This is a genomic window from Flintibacter faecis (assembly GCF_014287875.1).
GTDB lineage: Bacteria > Bacillota > Clostridia > Oscillospirales > Oscillospiraceae > Lawsonibacter > Lawsonibacter faecis_A.
This window is the reverse complement of record NZ_JACOPN010000003.1, coordinates 24,336-46,587: the sequence shown is the minus strand read 5'-3', so window position 1 is coordinate 46,587 and position 22,252 is coordinate 24,336. Positions and strand designations below refer to the sequence as shown.

Annotated in this window: 23 protein-coding genes; 19 read left to right on the top strand and 4 right to left on the bottom strand. The window is 63.1% G+C overall.

The genetic code is table 11. The annotated features are described in order from the left end of the window. The first annotated feature begins 69 nt into the window (after positions 1–69). On the top strand, positions 70–933 hold the full coding sequence (locus tag H8S55_RS04880) for a sigma-E processing peptidase SpoIIGA (protein ID WP_186878031.1): 864 nt from the start codon (positions 70–72) through the stop codon (positions 931–933). A gap of 27 nt (positions 934–960) precedes the next feature. Next, a complete protein-coding gene (gene sigE, locus H8S55_RS04875; RefSeq protein WP_186878030.1) occupies positions 961–1,683 on the top strand; it encodes an RNA polymerase sporulation sigma factor SigE in 723 nt (240 codons plus the stop codon). Between the two features lie 66 nt (positions 1,684–1,749). On the opposite strand, the gene H8S55_RS04870 is transcribed toward sigE, so the two are convergent. Further along, positions 1,750–2,784 (bottom strand): 3-deoxy-7-phosphoheptulonate synthase, encoded by a 1,035-nt coding sequence (locus H8S55_RS04870; protein ID WP_186878029.1) that lies wholly within the window; start codon positions 2,782–2,784, stop codon positions 1,750–1,752. Between the two features lie 514 nt (positions 2,785–3,298). Here H8S55_RS04870 and H8S55_RS04865 point away from each other — a divergent pair. The 10 genes from H8S55_RS04865 (at position 3,299) to H8S55_RS04820 (ending at position 10,866) form a co-directional block, all read left to right on the top strand. Next, on the top strand, positions 3,299–3,970 hold the full coding sequence (locus H8S55_RS04865) for a redox-sensing transcriptional repressor Rex (protein WP_147563886.1): 672 nt from the start codon (positions 3,299–3,301) through the stop codon (positions 3,968–3,970). Next, positions 3,967–5,064 carry an S-layer homology domain-containing protein gene (locus H8S55_RS04860; protein WP_186878028.1) on the top strand — a complete coding sequence of 366 codons (1,098 nt, stop codon included), beginning with the start codon at positions 3,967–3,969 and terminating at the stop codon, positions 5,062–5,064. Before H8S55_RS04865 ends, H8S55_RS04860 begins: the two co-directional genes overlap by 4 nt. A gap of 100 nt (positions 5,065–5,164) precedes the next feature. After that, entirely contained in the window at positions 5,165–5,326 is a 162-nt protein-coding gene (locus H8S55_RS04855) for a hypothetical protein (RefSeq protein WP_186878027.1), read from the top strand. Next, positions 5,271–5,756: a hypothetical protein gene (locus tag H8S55_RS04850; protein ID WP_186878026.1), complete on the top strand. Its 486-nt coding sequence runs from the start codon at positions 5,271–5,273 to the stop codon at positions 5,754–5,756. The genes H8S55_RS04855 and H8S55_RS04850 overlap by 56 nt, the downstream gene beginning before the upstream one ends. Positions 5,757–5,969: 213 nt before the next feature. Beyond that, entirely contained in the window at positions 5,970–7,280 is a 1,311-nt protein-coding gene (gene rsxC / locus H8S55_RS04845; RefSeq protein WP_186878025.1) for an electron transport complex subunit RsxC, read from the top strand. Continuing rightward, positions 7,280–8,224, top strand: coding sequence for an RnfABCDGE type electron transport complex subunit D (locus H8S55_RS04840; protein WP_186878024.1), 945 nt, complete (start codon positions 7,280–7,282; stop codon positions 8,222–8,224). Before rsxC ends, H8S55_RS04840 begins: the two co-directional genes overlap by 1 nt. Continuing rightward, complete coding sequence (locus H8S55_RS04835) at positions 8,221–8,754, top strand: RnfABCDGE type electron transport complex subunit G (protein ID WP_186878023.1); 534 nt, start codon at positions 8,221–8,223, stop codon at positions 8,752–8,754. The genes H8S55_RS04840 and H8S55_RS04835 overlap by 4 nt, the downstream gene beginning before the upstream one ends. 16 nt (positions 8,755–8,770) lie before the next feature. Beyond that, a complete protein-coding gene (gene rsxE, locus H8S55_RS04830) occupies positions 8,771–9,448 on the top strand; it encodes an electron transport complex subunit RsxE (RefSeq protein ID WP_186878022.1) in 678 nt (225 codons plus the stop codon). Beyond that, on the top strand, positions 9,448–10,044 hold the full coding sequence (locus tag H8S55_RS04825) for an electron transport complex protein RnfA (protein ID WP_186878021.1): 597 nt from the start codon (positions 9,448–9,450) through the stop codon (positions 10,042–10,044). The genes rsxE and H8S55_RS04825 overlap by 1 nt, the downstream gene beginning before the upstream one ends. A 21-nt stretch (positions 10,045–10,065) precedes the next feature. Further along, entirely contained in the window at positions 10,066–10,866 is an 801-nt protein-coding gene (locus tag H8S55_RS04820) for an RnfABCDGE type electron transport complex subunit B (RefSeq protein ID WP_147563879.1), read from the top strand. 170 nt (positions 10,867–11,036) lie between these two features. Here H8S55_RS04820 and H8S55_RS04815 read toward each other — a convergent pair whose 3' ends face one another. Then, positions 11,037–12,752: a CvpA family protein gene (locus H8S55_RS04815; RefSeq protein WP_207721759.1), complete on the bottom strand. Its 1,716-nt coding sequence runs from the start codon at positions 12,750–12,752 to the stop codon at positions 11,037–11,039. Positions 12,753–12,857: 105 nt separating this feature from the next. Further along, a complete protein-coding gene (locus tag H8S55_RS04810) occupies positions 12,858–14,078 on the bottom strand; it encodes a hypothetical protein (RefSeq protein ID WP_186878020.1) in 1,221 nt (406 codons plus the stop codon). A 182-nt stretch (positions 14,079–14,260) separates the two neighbouring features. Here H8S55_RS04810 and gltX point away from each other — a divergent pair, with 182 nt between their 5' ends. After that, positions 14,261–15,745 (top strand): glutamate--tRNA ligase, encoded by a 1,485-nt coding sequence (gltX, locus tag H8S55_RS04805; RefSeq protein ID WP_186878019.1) that lies wholly within the window; start codon positions 14,261–14,263, stop codon positions 15,743–15,745. A 179-nt stretch (positions 15,746–15,924) separates the two neighbouring features. On the opposite strand, the gene H8S55_RS04800 is transcribed toward gltX, so the two are convergent. After that, the gene (locus tag H8S55_RS04800) at positions 15,925–16,755 is read right to left on the bottom strand and encodes a putative RNA methyltransferase (RefSeq protein ID WP_366467394.1); all 831 of its coding nucleotides are present in this window, start codon (positions 16,753–16,755) and stop codon (positions 15,925–15,927) included. Between the two features lie 172 nt (positions 16,756–16,927). Here H8S55_RS04800 and pyrH point away from each other — a divergent pair, with 172 nt between their 5' ends. The 6 genes from pyrH to H8S55_RS04770 all read left to right on the top strand — a co-directional run bounded on the left by pyrH (position 16,928) and on the right by H8S55_RS04770 (position 22,197). Further along, positions 16,928–17,644, top strand: coding sequence for a UMP kinase (gene pyrH / locus H8S55_RS04795; protein ID WP_147563509.1), 717 nt, complete (start codon positions 16,928–16,930; stop codon positions 17,642–17,644). 55 nt (positions 17,645–17,699) lie between these two features. After that, on the top strand, positions 17,700–18,254 hold the full coding sequence (frr, locus tag H8S55_RS04790) for a ribosome recycling factor (RefSeq protein WP_186878017.1): 555 nt from the start codon (positions 17,700–17,702) through the stop codon (positions 18,252–18,254). A 107-nt stretch (positions 18,255–18,361) separates the two neighbouring features. Next, positions 18,362–19,108 (top strand): undecaprenyl pyrophosphate synthase, encoded by a 747-nt coding sequence (gene uppS / locus H8S55_RS04785; RefSeq protein WP_186878016.1) that lies wholly within the window; start codon positions 18,362–18,364, stop codon positions 19,106–19,108. Positions 19,109–19,111: 3 nt separating this feature from the next. Further along, entirely contained in the window at positions 19,112–19,930 is an 819-nt protein-coding gene (locus H8S55_RS04780) for a phosphatidate cytidylyltransferase (RefSeq protein WP_186878015.1), read from the top strand. A 35-nt stretch (positions 19,931–19,965) separates the two neighbouring features. After that, positions 19,966–21,102: a 1-deoxy-D-xylulose-5-phosphate reductoisomerase gene (locus H8S55_RS04775; protein WP_186878014.1), complete on the top strand. Its 1,137-nt coding sequence runs from the start codon at positions 19,966–19,968 to the stop codon at positions 21,100–21,102. A 30-nt stretch (positions 21,103–21,132) separates the two neighbouring features. Next, entirely contained in the window at positions 21,133–22,197 is a 1,065-nt protein-coding gene (locus H8S55_RS04770) for a M50 family metallopeptidase (protein ID WP_186878013.1), read from the top strand. Positions 22,198–22,252: the final 55 nt, after the last annotated feature.

Below are 22,252 nucleotides of genomic sequence, written 5' to 3'. Positions count from 1 at the left end.
CATCCCCCATTCTGACCCATTTCTCCCGGCCCGGCCGGTATAATAGAGGGCACGACAGGGGGGACGGGTATGACGGTGATCTATGTGGACACCCTGTTTCTGCTCAACGCCATTGTGGACTATCTGCTGCTGCTGGCGGCGGCCCGGCTGGCGGGGGAGCCCCTGACCCGGCTGCGCTTTTTGCTGGGGGCCCTGCTGGGCGGGGGGTATGCGGTGGCCATTTTCCTGCCGGGGCTGGCCTTTCTCCGCCATCCCCTGTGCCGGGGGGCGGCGGCGGTGCTGATGCTGCTGGCGGCCTATGGTGGCAGCCGCCGTCTGGTCCGTCAGGGGGTCATCTTTCTGGCATTGTCCTGCGCCTTCGCCGGGGGCGTGCTGGCGGTGGGGCTGATGGGCGGCCAGGGGCTGACCCTGGGGCGCAGCGGGGTCATCTACTCCCCCCTGGACCTAAAGCTGGTGCTGCTGTCCGCGGCGGGGTGCTATGGGGCGCTGACCGTGGCGTTCAGCCGGGTGGGGCGGCACACCGCAGCCTCCGGGGAGCTGCTGCCCGTGCGGCTGACCCTGGGGGAGCGGGCGGCGGAGCTGGTGGCCCTGGTGGACACGGGGAACACGCTGACAGACCCGGCCTCCGGCCGACCGGTGATGGTGGCGGAGGGAGCGCGTCTGGCGGCCATCTTTCCGCAGGACAACCGCCCGGAGCGGGGGGACCTGGAGGACCCGCCCTCCGGCCTGGTGCGGCTGGGCCGGGGGGCATGGCGGGGACGGTTCTCACTGCTGCCCTATCGCTCGGTGGGGGTGAGCCGGGGGCTGCTGCTGGCGGTGCGGGTGGATGGGATCGAGCTGGCAGGGCGCGAATTGGGGCCGCTGCTGGTGGCCCTGTCCCCCACGCCGGTGTCGGACGGGGGCGGCTATGGGGCGCTGGTCGCCCCCTTATAAATAGGAAAGGGAAAGGACGGATGGAGGATGAACGGGTTCCTGTGGAGGCTGAGAGAGCGGGGGTTGGCGCTGCTGGTCCGGCTGGGGCTGGCGCAGCCGGGGAAGATCATGTACATCGGGGGCAGCGACACCCTGCCCGCCCCCCTGAGCCGGGAGGAGGAGGGGGCCCTCATTGCCCGCCTGGAACAGGGGGATGCCCAGGCCCGGAACCAGCTCATCGAGCACAATCTGCGTCTGGTGGCCTACATCGCCCGGCGGTTTGAGAACACGGGCATCAACATCGAGGACCTGATCTCTATCGGCACCATCGGCCTGATCAAGGCAGTTGGGACCTATCAGCCCGCCAAGAGCATCAAACTGGCCACCTATGCCAGCCGGTGCATTGAAAACGAGATCCTGATGCACCTGCGCAAGACGGCCAACCAGAAGACGGAGCTGTCCTTTGACGAGCCGCTGAACACCGACTGGGACGGGAACGAGCTGCTGCTGTCCGACGTGCTGGGCACCGAGGGGGATCTGGTGATGAAGCCCATTGAGGCGGACGTGGACCGGCAGCTGCTCCGACAGGCCATGTCCCGCCTGTCCCCCCGGGAGCGGCGGATCATCACCATGCGCTTCGGGCTGGACGGGCGGCGGGAGCGTACCCAGAAAGAGGTGGCCGACCGGCTGGGGATATCCCAATCCTATATCTCCCGCCTGGAAAAGCGCATCATCGCCCGGCTGAAAAAAGAGCTGGTCAGAATGATGTGAAAAGAGGAAGCAGGAGCCGGGCGGCTCCTGCTTCCTGTGCTTTGTGTGAGAGTTTGGGGGAGAGACTTACAGCAGCTCGGCCAGATCAAAGATCAGCTGCCGGGTCTTTTCCCAGCCGAGACAGGCGTCGGTGATGCTTTTGCCGTAGGTGCACTCGGTGATCTTCTGGCTGCCGTCCTGGATATAGCTCTCGATCATCAGGCCCTTGACCAGGCCGTTGATGTCGGCGGAGTACCGCTTGGAGTGCATCACTTCCTTGGCGATGCGGGTCTGCTCCAGATACTGCTTTCCGGAGTTGGCGTGGTTGCAGTCCACGATGCAGGCGGGGTTTTTGATGGCTCGCTCCGTATACAGCTTGTACAGCTGGACCAGGTCCTCGTAGTGGTAGTTGGGGCGGCTCTCCCCCCGCTCGTTTACGCAGCCGCGCAGGATGGCATGGGCGTAGGGGTTGCCATAGGTCTCCACCTCCCAGCCGCGATAGAGAAACATGTGGTCGCCCATGGCGGCATAGATGGAGTTCATCATCACGCTCAGGTCGCCGCCGGTGGGATTCTTCATACCCACGGGGACGTCCAGTCCGCTGGCCACCAGGCGGTGCTGCTGGTTCTCCACCGAGCGGGCGCCCACGGCCACATAGCCCAGGATGTCGGACAGGTAGCGGTGGTCCTCGGGGTAGAGCATCTCGTCGGCACAGGCGAAACCGGTCTCCTCCACCACCCGGGTATGGAGACGGCGGATGGCGATAATGCCAGCCAGCATGTCCGGCTTTTTGCTGGGGTCGGGCTGGTGGAGCATCCCCTTATAGCCGGCGCCGTTGGTGCGGGGCTTGTTGGTGTAGACGCGGGGGACGATGAGGAGTTTGTCCTTCACCTGCTCCTGCACGGGGACCAGGCGGTGGACGTAGTCCATCACGCTGTCCTCGCGGTCGGCGGAGCAGGGGCCGATGATCAGCATCAGCCGTCTGTCCCGGCCATCCAGAATGGCGCGCATCTCCTCCACCCGGGCCAGACGCGTGGCGGAGACCTGCTGGGACAGGGGGAACTCCTTTTTGATCTCCATGGGGATGGGCAGTTTGCGAATGAACCTGGCGTTTTGCCGCATATCTGAATACTCCTAACGAATCAATAGTCCTTTTATTTTACTGCGTTTTCCCCGGTAACACAAGGGGAAGATTGACCGGATGGGCCGTTTTTTCACAAAACCTGCCGAAACAGCCCGTGCCGGGTGCAGTGCCGGCAGAGCGGGGCGCATCCATCCCCATGGTGAGAGTGTCAAAAAAGCCTGTCATTGCGAGGAGGCCCAACGGGCCGACGTGGCAATCCGTTCCTAACACTCACGAGTATCATCACATTTCCGGCTTTTGGATTACGGATTCCCACGTCGCTGCGCAGCCGTTGGCAGCTCCGCTGCCTTACGGATGCGGCGTACCCCTTGCGGGTGCTGCGCTCCCCGGAATGACAGAAACGGGTTTATTGACACGCTGCCCCATGGTACGGCGGACGGTCTGCTGCATCTGCCGGGACGAGTTTATCGGGAAAAGGTTTGACAGCGGGGGCGAGATAGAGTAAACTGAACATAAAATCTCACGATTCTAAGGTGTGTGAGTTGTAGAGCTATGAAACGAAACGCAAAGGTATCCACGGCGGTGATCCGCCGTCTGCCCCGGTATTACCGCCAGCTGTCGGAATTGCAGGAGGCGGGGGTGGTGCGCATCTCCTCCAGCGCCCTGGGCAAGTCCATGGGCTTGACAGCTTCCCAGATCCGCCAGGACCTGTTCTGCTTCGGCGGCTTTGGCCAGCAGGGCTACGGCTACAAAGTAGACAGCCTGAAGGGAGAGATCGGGGAGATTTTAGGCATCAATCAGGGCCACACCCTTGTGGTGCTGGGGGCGGGCAACTTGGGCCGTGCCCTCATTAAAAACTTTAAGTTCTCCAGCAACGGCTTTCAGCTGCTGGCCGCCTTTGATGTGGACCCCAAAGTGGTGGGGACCCAGATCGCCGGGGTGCCGGTGTATCATATGGACCGGCTGGAGGAGCTTTTGGCGGTCCACCGGGTGGACGTGGGCCTGCTCACCGTACCCATGGCCGCCGCCCAGGAGGCGGGGGACCGGCTGGCCGCCGCCGGGGTGAAGGGCCTTTGGAACTTCACCAATTATGAGCTGAATATTCCCCAGGACAGCGGCGTGGTGGTGGAGTCAGTCCATTTCTCCGACAGCCTGCTGGCCCTGAGCTATATGATCTCCCAACAGGAAAAGGCGGAGAAAGCGCCGGAGGAGGAGCCCCAATGAAAAAGCGAATGATCCGGCTGCTGTGCGCCGCCGGGGTGCTGGCGGCCATGGCCTGCGGGGCCTGGGCCGTCACGTCCCCGGATGGGCTGGTGAGCCTGAGCTATCTGAACAACACCTTTCTCCCCTCCGCTGTCGAGAAGGGGACGACGGCGGCTTATCACAAGCTGCAGCAGACCTATGACAGCGCCAAGGCCACGTTAGATGCCCTGGCAGGGAAGAACACCTCCGGAGGGAGCAAGCAGGAGGAGAGTACCGTCCTGGCCCCCAAGAGCTGGGGGGAGGGGGACACCGTCACCCTGCCCACGGGCAGCGGGGCCCTGCTGCTGGAGGGCACCGTGCGGGTGACCCACGCCGGGGCGGTGGTGGACATCACCGCCGGGGGCGAGGTGGCCTCCGGCCAGACGCTGAAGGAGAACCACCGCTATCTGGTGGGGGAGGACACCTCCGCCCAGCTCGTCGTTCTGTCCGGCGGGGCCAGCATGGGGGTGCAGGGCAGCTATGCGTCTGCCAAAGGCGGCACTGCCGCCACCCCGTTCTACGACGTGAGCAGCGCCGACTGGTACTATGAACCGGTGCGGTATGTGTATGAAAAGGCGCTATTCTCCGGTATGGACGACCGCCACTTCGCCCCCAACGGAGTCATGAACCGGGCCATGCTGATGACGGTGCTCTACCGCATGGGCGGCTCCCCCTCGGGGCAGCTGCAGAGCGCCGACGTGTCCTTCCAGGATGTGGCCGATGCGGCCTGGTACGCCCCCTATGTGAAGTGGGCCGCCGCCCAGAAGATCACCGCAGGCACCAGCCCGGACACCTTTGCCCCGGAGCAGCAGGTGACCCGCCAGCAGGTGGCGGTGCTGCTGTACAGCTTCGCGGGGAATTATCTGGGCAAGCAGACCGACCAGCGGGCCGACCTGTCCGGCTACAGCGATTTGAGCCAGGCCAGCGACTGGGCCAGGGAGGCCCTGTCCTGGGCGGTGGGCACGGGGATCATGGGCAGCTCCTCCGGCGACCGGCTGACCCTCAGTCCCCAGAAGAGCGCCAGCCGGGCGGAGGTGGCCGCCATGCTCCGGGCCTTCTCTGAGAAGTTGGCCTGAGAGGGCTTGACCGGGCAGAACCCATTTCCCCCCGGCGCATATGATAGGATTGAGAGCGGCAAACAGCCGCCTCAAGACTTTCATAACGGGAGGTACTCATATGGGGTGCTGCAATAACGGCTGGGGCGGCGGAGGCTGTCTGTGGATCATCGTCCTCATCATCATCCTGTGCTGCTGCTGCGGCGGCGGTTGGGGCGGCTGCAACAATGGCTGTAACAACGGCTGCAACAACGGCTGTGGCTGCAACAACGGTTGCTGCTGAGAACAAAATATTTGGCAAAAACGCGGGCCTTCGGGTCCGCGTTTTTTTGCCTTTTAACGATAACGTCTGCCGATGTACTGTTATCGCAGTGCGCCAAAGAAAATGGCGGGGCGGGGGAGGGAAAACTTCATTTTTGACGAAAGAGAAAGATAAAAAACACGAAGTTCTGATATACAGAACGATGTACCGGGTAAATTTGCGCAAGATGCACGAAACCATGCAGAACAGAGCCGGTGCGATTTCTCCCACGTGGGTGGAAAAAGGGGTTGAAGCCCGAATTTTTCGGCGAAGAATAGGAGAATTTCCCCGAAAATGGAATGGGCTTTGGGTGGGCGGAACAGAATTCAATCTTGCATTTTCTGCGAAAGGGGTGTATGATAGACCCCGTGAAGAAAGCCGACGGTCTTTCGTTCTGCGTCCGGGATTTTGACGAAAATTAGACGCGGCGGGGGAGACCGGCGGGTTTTGTCGTGCGCCCGTTCTGTGCCAGGACGGACGAACGGAGATACGAAGCGCATCCAGAAAGCAGTTCCGGGCATATCCAAAGCGCCCAAGCACACACAGGTGAGCACCGGAGGACCGCAGACGAAGGCAAGTATCTTCCGGTCAGCGCGATTGCAGTCATAGGGAGGTCGAAATCTGAATGAGCAATTTTCTCAAGCGAGCCGCACACGGTGCGGCGGTCCCACATGAGAAGCGGACTTCCAATCTGGAGACAGTAGTGATGCCTCTGCCCTCCAAGATTGTCCTGTCCATGTCCCAGCACATCGGAGCGCCCGCCGCGCCCGCGGTGAAAAAGGGAGATCAGGTCTATGTGGGTACCGTGGTGGGCAAGGCCGGCGGCTTTGTCTCCTCTGACATCCACTCCGGCGTGTCCGGCAAGGTGGATGGCATCACTACCATCATCGGGTCCAATGGGTCCAAGCAGACCGCGGTGGTCATCATCCCCGACGGGGAGCAGACCCCCGACCCCGCCGTTGCCCCCCCTGAGGTCACGGACCTGAAGTCCTTCCAGGACGCGGTGCGTGCCAGCGGCCTGGTGGGTCTGGGCGGCGCGGGCTTTCCCACGGCGGTGAAGCTGGCCCCCAAGAACCTGGACGAGATCGACACGTTGGTCATCAACGGCGCCGAGTGCGAGCCCTATATCACCTCCGACAACCGCTGTATGATCGAGGACACCCACTTCATTTTCAGCGGCATCAAGGCCGTGATGAAGCATCTGAACATCGCCAAGTGCGTCATCGGCATCGAGGGCAACAAGCCCGAGGCCATCGCCAAGATGAAGGACGCCATCGATGCCCCGGGCATCGAGGTCAAGACCCTGGCCTGCCGCTACCCCCAGGGCGCTGAGAAGGTGCTCATCGAGAACTGCACCGGGCGGGAAGTTCCCTTCCCCGGCCTGCCCTCTGACGTGGGGGTCATCGTGATGAACGTCACCTCCGTGGCCTTTGTGGGCAAATACCTGGAGACCGGTATGCCCCTGACCACCAAGCGCCTGACTGTGGAGGGCGACATTATTAAGGAGGCCAAGAACGTAGAGGTCATCATCGGCACCCCCATCCAGGAGCTGCTGGACTTCTGCGGCGGTCTCACCGACGAGCCGGGCAAGGTGCTCTACGGCGGTCCCATGATGGGCACCTGTGTGGCCGACCTGTCCCAGCCCGTGCTGAAGAACAACAACGCGGTGATGGCCTTCTCCAAGAAGTGGGCCCATCTGCCCAAGCAGACCAACTGTATCCACTGCGGCCGGTGCACCAACGCCTGCCCCCTGGGCCTGTCCGCCAAGGAGATCGTCCAGGCCTATCAGGACGGGAACGTGGACCTGCTGAAGGAGCTCAACGCCGACCTGTGCATGAGCTGCGGCACCTGCTCCTTCGTCTGCCCGGCCAAGCGGCCCCTGGCCCCCTCCATCGCCCTGGCTAAGATCATGATGAAGAACGGAGGGAAAAAGTAATGGGCAACAAACTCATCGTTACCGCCGCGCCCCACATCACCGGGCCGGACACCACGCAGAAGATCATGCAGCGGGTGTGCATCGCCCTGCTGCCCACGCTGATCGCATCTATCCTGATTTTTGGCATCAACTCCCTGATCCTCACGGTCATCACAGTGGCCGCCTGTATGTTCTTCGAGTGGGGCTATTGCAAGCTGGTGGGCCGAGAGGTCCCCGTGGGCGACTTCTCCGCCGCCGTCACCGGCGTGCTGCTGGCCTTTAACCTGCCCGCCACCCTGCCCTGGTGGATGGCCATTGTGGGCGCATTCATTGCCATCGTCATCGTCAAGCAGCTGTTCGGCGGCCTGGGCTATAACGTGGCCAACCCCGCCATCGTGGCCCGCATTGCCCTGGCTATGGGCTTTGCCAGCCGCATGGCCAACTATCCCCACCCCGCCAACGGCATCGACGCCCTGGCCTCCGCCACGCCTCTGGCCGTCAGCGGACAGATGGGCGCTGCCGACTATGTGACCCTGCTGCTGGGCAACCACGGCGGTGTGCTGGGCGAGACCTGCGCCATCACCCTGCTGCTGGGCGGCATCTATCTCATTGCCACCAAGGTCATCAGCCCCGTCATCCCCGTGACCTATCTGGCCACCGTGGCGGTGCTCAGCGCCGTCTCCGGCCGTGACCCCATCGTGCAGCTGCTCTCCGGCGGCCTGATGCTGGGTGCCTTCTTCATGGCCACCGACTATGTCACCTCGCCCACCACCAACAAGGGCAAGCTGGTGTTCGGCATCGGCCTGGGCATCATCACCTGCGCCATCCGGTTCCTGGGCACCATGAACGAGGGCGTGTCCTTTGCCATCCTGCTGATGAATCTGCTGGTGCCCTACATCGAGATCCTCACCCGTCAGGACCGGCTGGGCATTGCCAAGGCCAAGAAGGAGGGTGCTGCGAAATGAGCAACTGGAACAAGATCTTTAAGCCCATCGTGGTTTTGTGCGTCATCTGCATCGTGGTGACCGGGGCTCTGGCCGCCACCAACAGTGTCACCGCCCCCATCATCGAGGCGGCCACCCTGGCGGCCCAGGAGGCGGCCCGTACCGAGCTGCTGCCCGACGCCCAGGGCTTTGAAAAGGTAGAGGGCATCGACGTGGCCAACGTCAGCGATGTGTACCGCACCACCAACGACGTGGGCGTGGTCATCACCAGCTCCGCCAAGGGCTACGGCGGCGACGTGGTGGTCATGACTGCCATCACCCCCGACGGAACCATCAAGCAGATCAAGGTCACCGAGCAGTCCGAGACCAAGGGCATCGGCAGCAACGTGGTGTCCACTCCCTCCTATTGGGAGCGGTATGAGGGCGTGTCCGCCGGTCAGGCCCTGGTCCTGAACCAGGACATCGACGCCTATTCCGGGGCCACCATCTCCAGCAAAGCGGTGCTGTCTGCCGTGAACTCCGCCATCGAAGCCTACAACCAGATTCCTTAAAGGCAGGTGAGTCAAGATGAGTAATAACAGTAAACTGAGCATTCTTACCAATGGTATTCTGAATGAGAACCCGGTGCTTCGCCTGGTGCTGGGCACCTGCCCCACCTTGGCCGTGACGACCATGGCGTCCAACGGCATCGGCATGGGCCTGGCAGCCACCTTCGTGCTGCTGTGCTCCAACGTGGCCATCTCCGCTCTGCGGAAGATCATCCCCGACCAGGTGCGCATCCCCTGCTTCATCACCGTCATCGCCGGCTTCGTCAGCCTGGTGCAGATGCTGGTGAAGGCCTATGTGCCCGATCTGGACACCGCCCTGGGCGTGTATCTGCCCCTGATCGTGGTGAACTGCATCATCCTGGGCCGTGCCGAGATGTTTGCCTCCAAGCACGGCGTTGTGGACTCCGCCCTGGACGGCATCGGCATGGGCATCGGCTTTACCATCACCCTGACCATCATGGGCTCCATCCGTGAGATCCTGGGCTCCGGCACCTGGATGTCCGGCCTGGGCAGCCTGATCCCCGCTCTGGGCTCTGACTTCGCCATCCGTGTCATCCCCGAGTCCATCGACTCCTTCTCCCTGATGACCAGCGCCCCCGGCGGCTTCTTCGTGTTCGGCGTGATGATGGCCGGTGCCACCTGGCTGACCACCCGCCCCAAGAAGAACGCCCCCGCTGTGGAAGGAGGTAATGCGTAATGGCCATTAAGCTTGCCAGCATTTTCTTCACTATGATCCTGGTGGACAACTACGTCCTGGCCAAGTTCCTGGGTATCTGCCCCTTCCTGGGCGTGTCCAAGAAGCTGGACAGCGCCGTGGGCATGTCCCTGGCCGTCACCTTCGTCATGGTCATGGCTACCGCCGCCACCTGGCCCCTGTATATGGGCATCCTGGCCCCCAACGGCCTGGAGTATCTGCAGACCATCGTCTTCATCCTGGTCATCGCCATCCTGGTCCAGCTGCTGGAGAACTTTTTGAAGAAGTTCATCCCCGCCCTGTATAAGTCCCTGGGCGTGTATCTGCCCCTGATCACCACCAACTGCACCATCCTGGGCGTGACCATCCTGAACCTGGACAACGTCTATTCCTTCCCCGAGAGCATCGTCTGCGCCGCCGGTGCCGGTATCGGCTTCCTGGTGGCCATGGTGCTGTTCTCCGGCGTGCGCCGCAAGGTGGAGCAGGCCATCGTGCCCGAGTGCTTCAAGGGCCTGCCCATTACCCTGGTGGCCGCCGCTATGACGTCCCTGTCCTTCATGGGCTTCGGCGGCATTGTAGAAGCCATCTTCGGCGTGTGATAGGGAGGGGGAGTTAGTAGTATGGACTCTATCGTAATGGCAATTATCGTCGTCACCGTCATCGGCCTTGTGGGTGCGGTGATCCTGGTGGCCGCTTCCATCTTCATGTATGTGCCCGTGGACGAGCGGGTGGAGAAGATCACCGCCGCTCTACCCGGTGCCAACTGCGGCGCCTGCGGCTGCGCCGGCTGCGCCGACTACGCCAAGTGCGTGGTGGAGGAGGGCGCACCGGTGAACAAGTGCGTCCCCGGCGGGGCCAAGGCCGCCGCCGCCATCGCCGAGATCATGGGCGTGGAGGCCGGTGCCTCCGTGGCCATGAAGGCCGTGGTGGGCTGCTCCGGCACCTGTGAAAAGACCGGCAAGCAGTTCGAGTTTGAGGGCATCCACAGCTGCCAGGCCGTAAAGGGCCTGTACGGCGGCGACGGTATGTGCAAGTTCGGCTGTCTGGGCTATGGCGACTGCGTGAAGGCCTGCCCCTTCGACGCCATCCACATTGTGGACGGCATCGCCAAGGTGGACCGGGCCAAGTGTGTGGGCTGCGGCGCATGTGCCGCCGTCTGTCCCAACTCCGTCATCTCCATCATCCCCGAGCACAAGCGCAAGCCCGTGGTCCTGTGCCAGAACAAGGACAAGGGCGGCGACACCCGCAAGGCCTGTACTGCGGGCTGTATCGGCTGCATGAAGTGCGCCAAGGCCTGCCCCAAGGAGGCCATCACCGTGGAGAACAACCTGGCCCACATCGACCAGGACAAGTGCGTGGGCTGCCAGCTGTGCGTGAAGGAGTGCCCCGTGGGCGTCATCCACGTGCCCGCCAACGAGTAAAAAATCAATCCTCCATAAGAAGAAATCCCGCCTGCCGAACATCTCGGCAGGCGGGATTTTTTGCGGCGGGGGAGACCCTCTCCGACCAGTGTGCGCACTGGCCACCTCCCCCAGGGGGGGAGGCAAGAGGAGACAGGTGCGTACCTGGCTCGCCCTGTGGGAGAGGGCTGTCAGCCGGCGGCAAGATCAGGAGCAACCGTCTGACTGCTTCCCCGCCCGTCGATGGTCAGGGCGTAGGCATCCAGAATGTCGGTCTCCTCCTCGCCGGGCAGGGCGTGGTCCAGGGTGATCCGGTCCCCCACGTTCAGGGTGACGGCCTGGCGGTCCTGGGCAGCGGAGAGGGCATAGAACACAGTCTCGCCCTCCAGGCGGAGGAAGTAATAGGTGCTGCCGCTTAAAACAGCGGAGCGGATCTCGGCGATGGTGCCGCTGGCCTGGGTCTTGGGCAGCTCCTCCGGGGTGGTGACCCCCTTGTCAGAGAGCATCTGGATATAGGTCTGCTCGCAGGCGGAGACGGTGGCCCCGGTGGCCACCAGCTGATACTGGGCCACGTTGACCATGGCATAGCTCTTCACCAGATTGGTGTTGTCCAGCAGGGGGATGAAATAGGTGGGCTCCCCGGCGATGTTCAGCAGCAGGGGGAAGGTGGACACATAGCCCAGGTCCTGGACCACGCCCTCGGCAGAGGCCCGGGCCGCCGCTTCAGTGGCACCGGGGGCCTCGTAGAAGTGCGTCTCTTTCGTGCGCATGTTGCACAGCAGAAAGCCCAGGTTGGACTGGTCGGCGTTGGCGGAGGTCACGCCGGTGTAGGCGTACACATCGTCGTTCATGGCGATGTAGTTATAGCCGTCGGTGGTGATGGTCACGTCCCGCTGGCCCAGCAGGGAGTTGATAAAGCCGTGGACCAGAGTGCCGTGGTAGTCATACTGCTGCATGATGAGCTCGGGCACATACAGGGTGTCCACCCAGGTGGGGACCTCCTTGTAATACTGGCTCTGGCCGGTGACGGCATCCACCAGCACTGCGCCCTGGATGTCCGTGCCCCCGAACAGGCCGATGGTCTTTACCACCCGGGGGGCGATCCACCAGGGGTGGCCGCTCTCGTCGATCTCAAACTCCGGGGTGGAGAACATCATGGTGGGGTAGTGGAAGCGCAGGTGCCGGACGATGTTCCGGTTCAGCGGCTCGGAGAAGGAGTATTTCATCCCCTGGGGCAGGCGGGTGACGGTGGCCTCCTGGGTGACCATGTCCACCACCACATAGGCGGGCAGGCCCTGGCCGCGGTTGGTCAGCCACTTGAACAGGTCGGCATAGGCGATGGGAGCCACCCGCACCGGGCGGCCCTGATAGTTGATCTGAGTGGAGTCGCCGGAGTATTCAAACTGGCTGACCATGTCGCTGAGGGTGCCCATCTGCCGGTCCCCCAGGAATTCGGCGGAGGTGCGGTCCAGGGTGGGGATCTCGTTGAAGGAGATCTGGGCCACGTCAGAGGCAAAGTCCCCGGTCTGCACCGTCAGCAGGTCCCGATAGGCCGCCGCCCGGAGCAGGGGCATGGAGACGACGTTGCCCACAGCGGCTATCACGACCACCGCCACAAACAGCAGTCCCACTGGCAGACAGCGGCTCTTGATGAATTTCAGCCATTCGCGGAGCTTCTCCTTGGGGGTGCGGATCACGTTGTCGTGGGGTGCGCCGGACAGGAGAAAGACGCAGACGACGTATACGGCGCACAGCAGACCGAGAAAGCTGTAGAACTCCCCGGCGTGGGGGTTCAGGGCGGGCAGGGTGACATAGAAATACCCAAAGCCCACCGCCGCCGTCACCGCCAGGCTGAGCAGGGTGCGCCCAAACCGGCTTTTGGGCAGGCGTATTCGATTGTGTGACAAAATAGACCTCCTTTAATGTGGGTGGATAGATGCTATATTAGGATACACGATTTTTCCGAAAAAAGCAAATCGGGCGGGCCATACAGGACCCGCCCGGGAATTTTGTCAGTTGTCTAGCGGGATGGCCCAGCTTTGCAGCAGGGCGGTGAGCTGGGGGGTGTAGTCCAGCGCGGCGATATAGTCATACTCCTGGCTGGGCAGGGTCCCCATGGGGAAGTTCAGTTCCAGATGCTCCGGGAAGAAGACCAGATATTCCGGCCGGAACGCCGCAAGCATCTCCGCGTGCAGGGTGTCGTTCTCCGGCTTGGACAGGGAGACAAGGGCCTCCGGCACCTGCTCCGGCGGGAGAGAGAACAGCGTGAGGGGGGGCAGCCGCGCCCCGGTCTCCCGGTCAAAGGCATCCCCCAGGCGAAGCTCTTTGCCGGAGCCGTTCCCGCCCGGCATGGTCACGGAGGTGAGGAAATACAGGACCCGGCTGCTGGCGGCGGAGGGGGAGATGGATTGCTCCACATGGAAGGGGAGAGAGTCCGGGTCCGTCCGGTACGCCTGATAGGCGGCCTCCACCTGCTGCTTTATGTTGTACAGCAGGCCCCGCCGGTCATAGTAGGCAGAGACGGCCGCCTGGGCTGCCGGGGGCAGATCGTCGAAGCCCGCCACCCCGCCGACGGCCACGTTTTCCGGGCCGGAGGGCGGAAGCTCCCGCAGCAGCTGCTTCCCGTCCCGCAGACGGTAGAGATTGGATGCGAAGAGGGCGCTGCCGTATTGTATCAGGTCGACCTCTGTCCCGTCGGACAGAGGAAAGACATTCTGTGTCACTTGGCCGACGATGGAGACCCGCTCCGCAGAACAAGCGGCCAGCGTTCTGCCATCCTGGGCGGTGAGGGTCTGGCGGCCCTTCTTACCGAGGACGGAGACCACCACGCCCTCCGGCGGCTGGCGCAGAAAGTCCTCCGCTGACAGGGTATCGCTGGGCAGGACGACGGTCTGGCCGGTCATCAGAACGCCGAAGCGGTCTCCCTCCTCCGTCTGCACCACAAAGGAGGAGAGACTGGTGTCCCCGTCGGTGCTCCACTCCACCACCTCGCCGGACCGCTCGGTGAGGCGGCCATCAGAGTGTCCAAAGGCGAAGACCAGGAAGAGGATAAACACCCCATAGACCAGGCAGACCAGGGCCAGCAGGCCGCTGACCATGCGCAGGAGGGAGCGGCCCCTGCATTTGAAAAACAGGACCGCGCAACAGAGAAACAGCAGCAGGAAGAATCCCATGGCGCTCCGGCTGAGGAGCGAGGAGAGAAAAAGCTGAAACAGACCGGTGGTAGAAGTCATGGTCGGCTCCTTTCCAGATGTGGGTGGTCCCTTTTTCTTGATTATATCATGGGGGCCGAGGGGCGGGCAACAGGAAGTTTGGACGGGGCGGCAAAGCGCCCTTGCCAAACGGGGGGATTTCCTCTATAATATGGGACTAGAATGAGATCAAGCGGCTGTGCCGCAATTACGGAGGAAAGAATATGCTGGATCAGAAGTATTTTGAGGAGATGGAGGCCAAGATCCCCAAGGGGAAGGTGCGCACCCGCTTTGCCCCCTCTCCCACGGGATATATGCACGTGGGCAACCTGCGCACCGCACTGTATACCTGGCTCATCGCCCGGAACGCCGGAGGGACCTTTATCCTGCGCATTGAGGACACCGACCAGGGCCGGCTGGTGGAGGGCGCCACCGATGTCATCTACCGCACCCTGGCCGAGTGCGGCCTGGACCACGACGAGGGCCCCGACGTGGGCGGTCCCGTGGCCCCCTATATCCAGTCCCAGCGCCGGGACACCTATGGCAAGTATGCCAGACTGCTGGCGGAGAAGGGCCACGCCTACTACTGCTTCTGCGAGAAGTGCGAGTCGGAGGAGGACTCCGGCGACTTTGCACGCGCTGCCGACCCCTGTCGGGACCTGCCTTTGGAGGAAGCCCTGGCCCGCGTGGAGGCGGGGGAGCCCTATGTCATCCGCCAGAAGATCCCCCAGGAGGGCTCCACCACCTTCCACGATGCCATCTTCGGGGACATCACCGTGGAGAACAAGACCCTGGACGACCAGGTGCTGCTCAAGCGGGACGGCCTGCCCACCTATAACTTTGCCAACGTCATCGACGACCACCTGATGGGCATCACCCATGTGGTCCGGGGCAGCGAGTATCTGTCCTCCGCCCCCAAGTATGACCTGCTGTACCGGGCCTTCGGCTGGGACGTGCCCGTGTACGTCCACTGCTCCCCCGTCATGCGGGACGCCCAGAACAAGATGTCCAAGCGCCACGGCGACCCCTCCTACGAGGACCTGCGGGCCCAGGGCTTCCTCACCGAGGCTATCCTGAACTATGTGGCCCTGCTGGGCTGGTCCCCCCGGGGGGACATCGCCGAGCAGGAGGTGTTCTCCCTCCAGGAGCTGGCCAAGGCCTTTGACCTGGCGGGCATGTCCAAGTCCCCCGCCATCTTCGACATCGAGAAGCTGACCCACTTCAACGCCATCTATCTCCGGGCCATGGCCCCGGAGGCCTTCGCCGATGTGGCCCGGCCCTATATCCGCCAGGCGGTGCAGCGGGAGGATATCTCCGCCGACGACATCGCCGCCCTGCTCCAGGCCCGGTGCGAGAAGCTCACCGACATCCCCGAGAAGGTGGACTTCTTCCAGGCCCTGCCCGAGTATGACGCAGAGCTGTTCACCAACAAGAAGTCCAAGACCAACGCCGAGGTGTCCAAGGCCATGCTGGAGGCCGCCATCCCCATGCTGCGCCAGCTGCCCGACTGGACCCAGGACGCCATCCACGACGGACTGGTGGAGCTGGCCGCCAAGCTGGAGGTAAAGAACGCCACCCTGATGTGGCCCGTGCGCATCGCCGCCGCCGGCAAGGCCGTCACCCCCGGCGGGGCGGTGGAGATCTGCCGCATCCTGGGCCGGGAGGAGACCCTGAAGCGCCTGGAGCTGGGGCTGGAGAAGCTGAAATAAATCAAAACCCCCTCGCCGTCGCCGGAATTCTGCGGCAGCGGGGGGGGGACGAAGAGACGGATTGCCACGTCGGCGCTTTGCGCCTTCTCGCAATGACAGGTTTTCGGGACTGTACTGTTTTGACGCAGCAGCCGATTTTTTGTCATTGCGAGGAGCGCAGCGACGCGGCAATCCGTTCTTTACATCTTTCGATAGATATGAATATCGAATCCCGCCTGGCAGTCCAGCTGCTCCAGGGCGGACAGACGCTCCACCCCCTCCTTGGGGGTCTTCCAGGCGTAGGGGGTCATGCCGAACAGGGCCATGATGTCCTGATTGGAGGAGAGGGACAGGGCGCAGCGGACCTGGTCCGCCCCCTGCCAGACAAAGCCGGGGTAGTCCTCCCGCTTCACCGGGTTCTCATAGGGTCTGGCATAGAGCACCTGCTTCATCTCCCACAGGTGCCGGGCGGAGGGCACCACATAGCAGAACAGCCCGCCGGGGCGGAGGACCCGGGAAAACTCCTCCGCAGACAGGGGGGAGAACACGTTCACCAGGGCGTCCACGCTCTCGTCGGCCAGGGGCAGGTGATAGACGGAGGCCACGGCGAATTCCCCCTGGGGCAGGCGCTTGGCCGCCCGGCGCAGGGCGAATTTAGAGATATCTACTCCGGCGATTTTGGGCGCACACCCGGCGGCGGTCAGGGCCTGATACAGCCCGGCGGTGTAGTACCCCTCGCCGCAGCCGCTGTCCAGCAGGGCGGGGGAGGGGAGGGCCCTGCACTCCTCCGCCACCCGGGCACACAGGGCATCCCGCAAAGGGGCGTAGTAGCCCCGGTCCAGAAAGGCGGAGCGGGCGGCCACCATGGCCTTGTCATCCCCAGGATTTTTGGAGTGCTTTCGGTTGGCGGGCAGCAGATGGGTATAGCCGGCCGCGGCCACGTCGAAGCAGTGGCCGCCGGGGCAGAGATAGCCCTGCTCCTCCCGGGTCAGGGGGGCGGAGCACAGGGGGCATCGGAATAAGCTTGTCACATGGTTCACCTCAACTACCATTATGGCGTGAAACGGAGAAAATGGCAAGCCCGATTTCGTCCGGCAAAACAGCTTCCGGCGGAATAAAATGAAAAATTTTGTGATTCCCCCTATGCAAACGGATAGAATTATATTAGAATAGACTGTAAGAAAACAGACAGGAGTGGTTCCAATGGAGCAACCTAAGTATAAACGAGTGCTGCTGAAGATCAGCGGCGAGGCCCTGGCGGGCGACGCCTCCCGTGGGCTGGACTTTCATGTGATCGGCCAGGTGTGCGACGTCGTCAAGCGCTGCGTAGAGCTGGGCGTTCAGGTGGGCGTGGTCGTAGGCGGCGGCAACTTCTGGCGGGGCGTGAAGGACGGCGGCGACCAGATGGAGCGGGTCCGGGCCGACCACATGGGCATGCTGGCCACCGCCATCAACGCCCTGGCCGTGGCCGACGTGCTGGAGCAGAAGGGCGTAGAGGTCCGGGTACAGACCGCCATCGAGATGCGGGCCATGGCCGAGCCCTATATCCGCTCCCGGGCCATCCGGCACCTGGAGAAGGGCCGTGTGGTCATCTTCGGCTGCGGCACCGGCAACCCCTTCTTCTCCACCGACACCGCCGCTGTTCTCCGGGCTGCGGAGATCGATGCGGATGTGATCCTGCTGGCCAAGAATATCGACGGCGTCTACTCCGCCGATCCCAAGGTGGACCCCGCCGCCGTGAAATACGAGACCATCACCTATGACGACGTGCTGGCCCAGCACCTGAAGGTGATGGACTCCACCGCCACCTCCCTGTCTATGGACAACAAGATCCCCGTGCTGCTGTTTGCGCTGAAGGACCCGGAGAACATCCTGCGGGCCGTGATGGGCGAGAAGATCGGCACGGTGGTGGGCGGCTGAAACGCCCCCGAAGTATCCAGGCCCGGCCTGGGATAGAAGAAAGGAAGTCGAGACCATGAGTCCTGAGATCAAGAATTATGATGAGAAAATGCTGAAGACCATCGAGGTGGTCAAGGCCAACTTCGCCTCCGTCCGGGCGGGCCGTGCCAATGCCGGCGTGCTGGACCGCATCACCGTGGAGTATTACGGTACTCCCACCCCCCTGAACCAGGTGGCCGCTGTCAGCTCCCCCGACCCCCGCACCCTGGTCATCCAGCCCTGGGACAACTCCCTGCTGAAGGCCATCGAGAAGGCCATCCAGACCTCTGACCTGGGCATCAACCCCCAGAACGACGGCCGTGTGCTGCGCCTGGCCTTCCCCCAGCTCACCGAGGAGCGCCGCAAGGAGCTGACCAAGCAGGTGAAGAAGTATGGCGAGGAGGGCAAGGTGGCCGTGCGGAACATCCGCCGGGATGCCATGGACGAGATCAAGAAAAAGACCAAGAAGTCCGAGATCACCGAGGACGACCAGAAGAACCTGGAGAAGGAGCTCCAGGATCTGACCGACAAGCGGTGCAAAGAGATCGACGAGCTGACGGCCAAGAAGGACAAGGAACTGATGGCGGTCTGACCGAATGACAAGCTTCCCCCAAGGGGGAAGAGGGGTGCAGAATGCGGGGGTGGCTCTGTGTTCTGCATCCTTTCTGTCTATTAAATTGAAGAGGATGTCGGAGACATATGCCATTTTTTAAATCAAAAGAGGAGCAGGGGCCAAAGGTAGATTTTGAACACCTGCCCCGCCATGTGGCCATCATCATGGACGGAAACGGCCGGTGGGCCAAGCGCCGGGGGCTGCCCCGCACCGCCGGTCACGCCGCCGGGGCAGAGACCTTCCGCCGCATCGCCACCTATTGCAAGGAGATCGGTCTGGACTATCTCACCGTGTACGCCTTCTCCACCGAGAACTGGAAGCGGCCGGCGGAGGAGGTCTCCGCCATTATGGGCCTGCTGAAAAAGTATCTGCTGGAGGCCATCGGCAAGATGGAGCGGGACCGGGTGAAGATGGAGTTCTTCGGGGACCTGTCCCCCCTGACCCCGGAGCTGCGGGAGCTGATAGAGCGCACCCGGGAGATCTCCCGGCACTACGAGGGCTGCCAGGTGAACATCTGCCTGAACTACGGCGGACGGGACGAGATCCTGCGGGCCGCCCGGGACTTTGCCCGGGACTGCGTCCAGGGGAAGGCCGACCCGGACAGCCTGACAGAGGAGCAGTTTTCAGAAAAGCTGTTCTCCAAGGGCGTGCCCGACCCGGACCTGATCATCCGGCCCAGCGGGGAGCTGCGCCTGTCCAACTTCCTGCTGTGGCAGGCGGCCTATGCGGAGTTCTATTTCACCGACGTGCTGTGGCCCGACTTCTCCAACGAGGAACTGCTGCGGGCCATCGCCGATTTTCAGGGCCGTAAGCGGCGCTATGGAGGTGTGTGAGCCATGCTGACACGGATCATTGTGGCGGTGGTGCTGGCCCCGTTCTTTTTCTGGGTGCTGCTGGCCCCACCTGCTTTCTGTCTGGCGCTACTTCTGTCCGGCATCTGTGCCCTGGCCAGCTATGAGCTGCTCAAGGCCACCCGGGTGGCCCACCACAACCTGATGTATGTCTTTACCGCTCTGGCGGCGGTGGTCGTCCCCCTGGGCTATTGGTCCGGCTATGGCAGCCTGGTCACCCGGGCTGTGGCCCTGATACTGATGAGCGCCCTGTTCTTTGTGGCCATCCTTCGATATGACGAGGAGAAGCCCCTGGGGCTGGAGCAGGTGATGGTGTGTATGTTCGGCGGACTGCTGATCCCCATGTTCCTGTCCTCCCTGGTGGTGCTGCGGGGGATGGAGCATGGCCGGTGGCTGGTGCTGCTGCCCGTCATCTGCGCCTTCCTCACCGATGCGGGGGCCTATTTTGCCGGGGTGTTTCTGGGCCGCCACCGGGGCATCACCCGGGTCAGTCCCAACAAGTCTCTGGAGGGCTATATCGGCGGCATTTTATCCGGGGCGGTGTTCCTGCTGCTGTATGGCCTGGTTCTGCGGCGCTTCGCCGGCCTGACCGTGTCCCTGCCCATTCTGGCCCTGTACGGTCTGCTGGGCAGCGCCATTACCGAACTGGGAGACCTGTCCTTCTCCCTCATCAAACGGCAGTACGGCATCAAGGACTATGGCAACCTTCTGCCTGGTCACGGCGGAATGCTGGACCGGTTCGACTCTATGACGTTTGCCGCACCCATGCTGCTGCTGCTGGTGGAGATCATCCCCGCCTTTTAAGAAAGCGGCAGGAGAGCGGGGAAAAGGAGTTTACGATGTCAAAACGAATTTCACTGTTAGGGTCCACCGGCTCCATCGGGCGGCAGACCCTGGATGTTATGGATGCCTGCGGCATGGAGGTGGCCGCCATCACGGCCAACTCCAGCGTGGATGCGTTGGAGGAGCAGGCCCGGCGCTATGGCCCGGAGCTGGCGGTGCTCATGGACGAGAAAGCCGCCGACGACTTGAAGGTGCGCCTGGCTGACACCTCTGTAAAGGTGCTGGCGGGGATGGACGGCCTGCTGGAGGCCGCCGCCCTGCCCAGCGCAGACACGGTGCTCACCGCTGTGGTGGGTATGGTGGGTCTGCGGCCCACCATGGCCGCCATCCGGGAGGGCAAGCGCATCGCCCTGGCCAACAAGGAGACTTTGGTATGCGGCGGCGAGCTGGTGATGGAGGAGGCCCACGACTTCGGCGCAGAGATCCTCCCCGTGGATTCCGAGCACTCCGCCCTGTTCCAGTCGCTGCAGGGCAACCGGGACCGGGGAGAGGTGAAGCGCCTGATCCTCACCTGCTCCGGCGGCCCTTTCTTCGGAAAAACAACCGAGGAATTGCAGCATGTGACAAGGGAGGATGCCTTACACAATCCCAACTGGTCCATGGGGGCCAAGATCACTGTGGACTCCGCCAGCCTGATGAACAAGGGGCTGGAGGTCATCGAGGCCATGCACCTGTACCACATGCCGGCGGAGAAAGTTTCCATCGTGGTCCACCGGGAGAGTATCATTCACTCCCTGGTGGAATACTGTGATAACGCCATGATCGCTCAGCTGGGCTCGGCGGACATGCGCCTGCCCATTCAGTATGCCCTCACCTGGCCCCGGCGGGTGCCCGGTCCGGCCAAGGAGCTGGACCTGTGGAACTGCGGGCCGCTGACCTTTGCCCACCCGGACCTGGACACCTTCCGGTGCCTGAAGCTGGCCCTGGATGCGGCCAGGACCGGAGGCACGGCGGGGGCCATCCTCAACGGCGCCAACGAGGCGGCGGTGGCCCAGTTCCTGGCGGGCAAGATCCGCTTCCTGGAGATCGCCGACAAGGTGCAGCGGGCCATGGAGACCGTCCCGGTGATCCAGAACCCCAGCCTCACCCAGGTGCTGGAGGCGGATGCCGCCGCTCGCGAGGCCGCCCGGTAAGTCAAGCAGCGCTTTTTCACTGGAGGTACTATGTTGTATATCATTCTCGCCATCCTCATTTTCGGCGTTCTCATCGCCACCCATGAGCTGGGGCACTTTGCCACCGCCAAACTGCTGGGGGTAAAGGTGAACGAGTTCTCCATCGGAATGGGCCCCGCTGTTTTCAAACGGGAGAAAGGGGAGACGCTTTACAGTGTTCGGCTGCTCCCTGTGGGCGGTTACTGCGCCATGGAGGGGGAGGACGACGACTCGGCGGACCCCCGGGCCTTTGGCCGGGCCGCCGCCTGGAAGAAGATCATTATCCTGTGCGCCGGGGCGGCCATGAATTTTCTCACCGCTTTGCTGCTGGTGCTCATCCTGTACCTGCCCCAGCAGGGGAAGGTGGTGGAGACCTATGGCGGCCCCATCGACGGCTATGGCACGGAACACTGCGGCCTGGAGCCGGGGGACCGGTTTTTGAAGGTGGACGGCCACGCCGTGCTGGTGTACGGCAATGCCCGGCTCTATCTGGACCGGGCGGGGGACACGGTGGACTTTGTGGTGGAGCGCAGCGGAGAGACGGTCCGGCTGGACGGGGTGGAGCTGCCCCGGCAGCAGCGCACCGATGAGAAGGGCAACGTGACCAACCTGCGGGGCATCACGGTGGGCCGGGAGCTGGAGCCCCTGACCCTGCCCGGCCGGGTGGTCTATGCCTGGGATACGGGGCTGGACTTTGTCCGCCTGGTGTGGCTGAGTCTGGGCGACCTGGTCCGGGGCGCAGTGGGTCTGCGGGATCTGTCCGGCCCGGTGGGCATCGTGGACACCATGACGGAGGCGGGCTCCTCGGCCCAGACCCCCTACGCCGCCTTCTACACCCTGACCTATTTCACCGCCCTCATTGCCGCCAACCTGGCGGTGATGAACCTGCTGCCCCTGCCCGCCCTGGACGGGGGACGGGTGCTGTTTTTGGTGCTGAACGGTGTGCTGTACAGGCTGTTCCGCAAGAAGATACCCCCTGAGTATGAGGGATATGTGCATATGGCCGGTCTGGCCGCCCTGATGGCGCTGATGGTAGTGGTCACCCTCAGCGATGTGGGTAAGCTGCTGGGCCACTGAACACTTGCCGCTGTCCGCAGGCCCCCGGGTCTGCGGGCAGCGGCCTTGAAAAGAA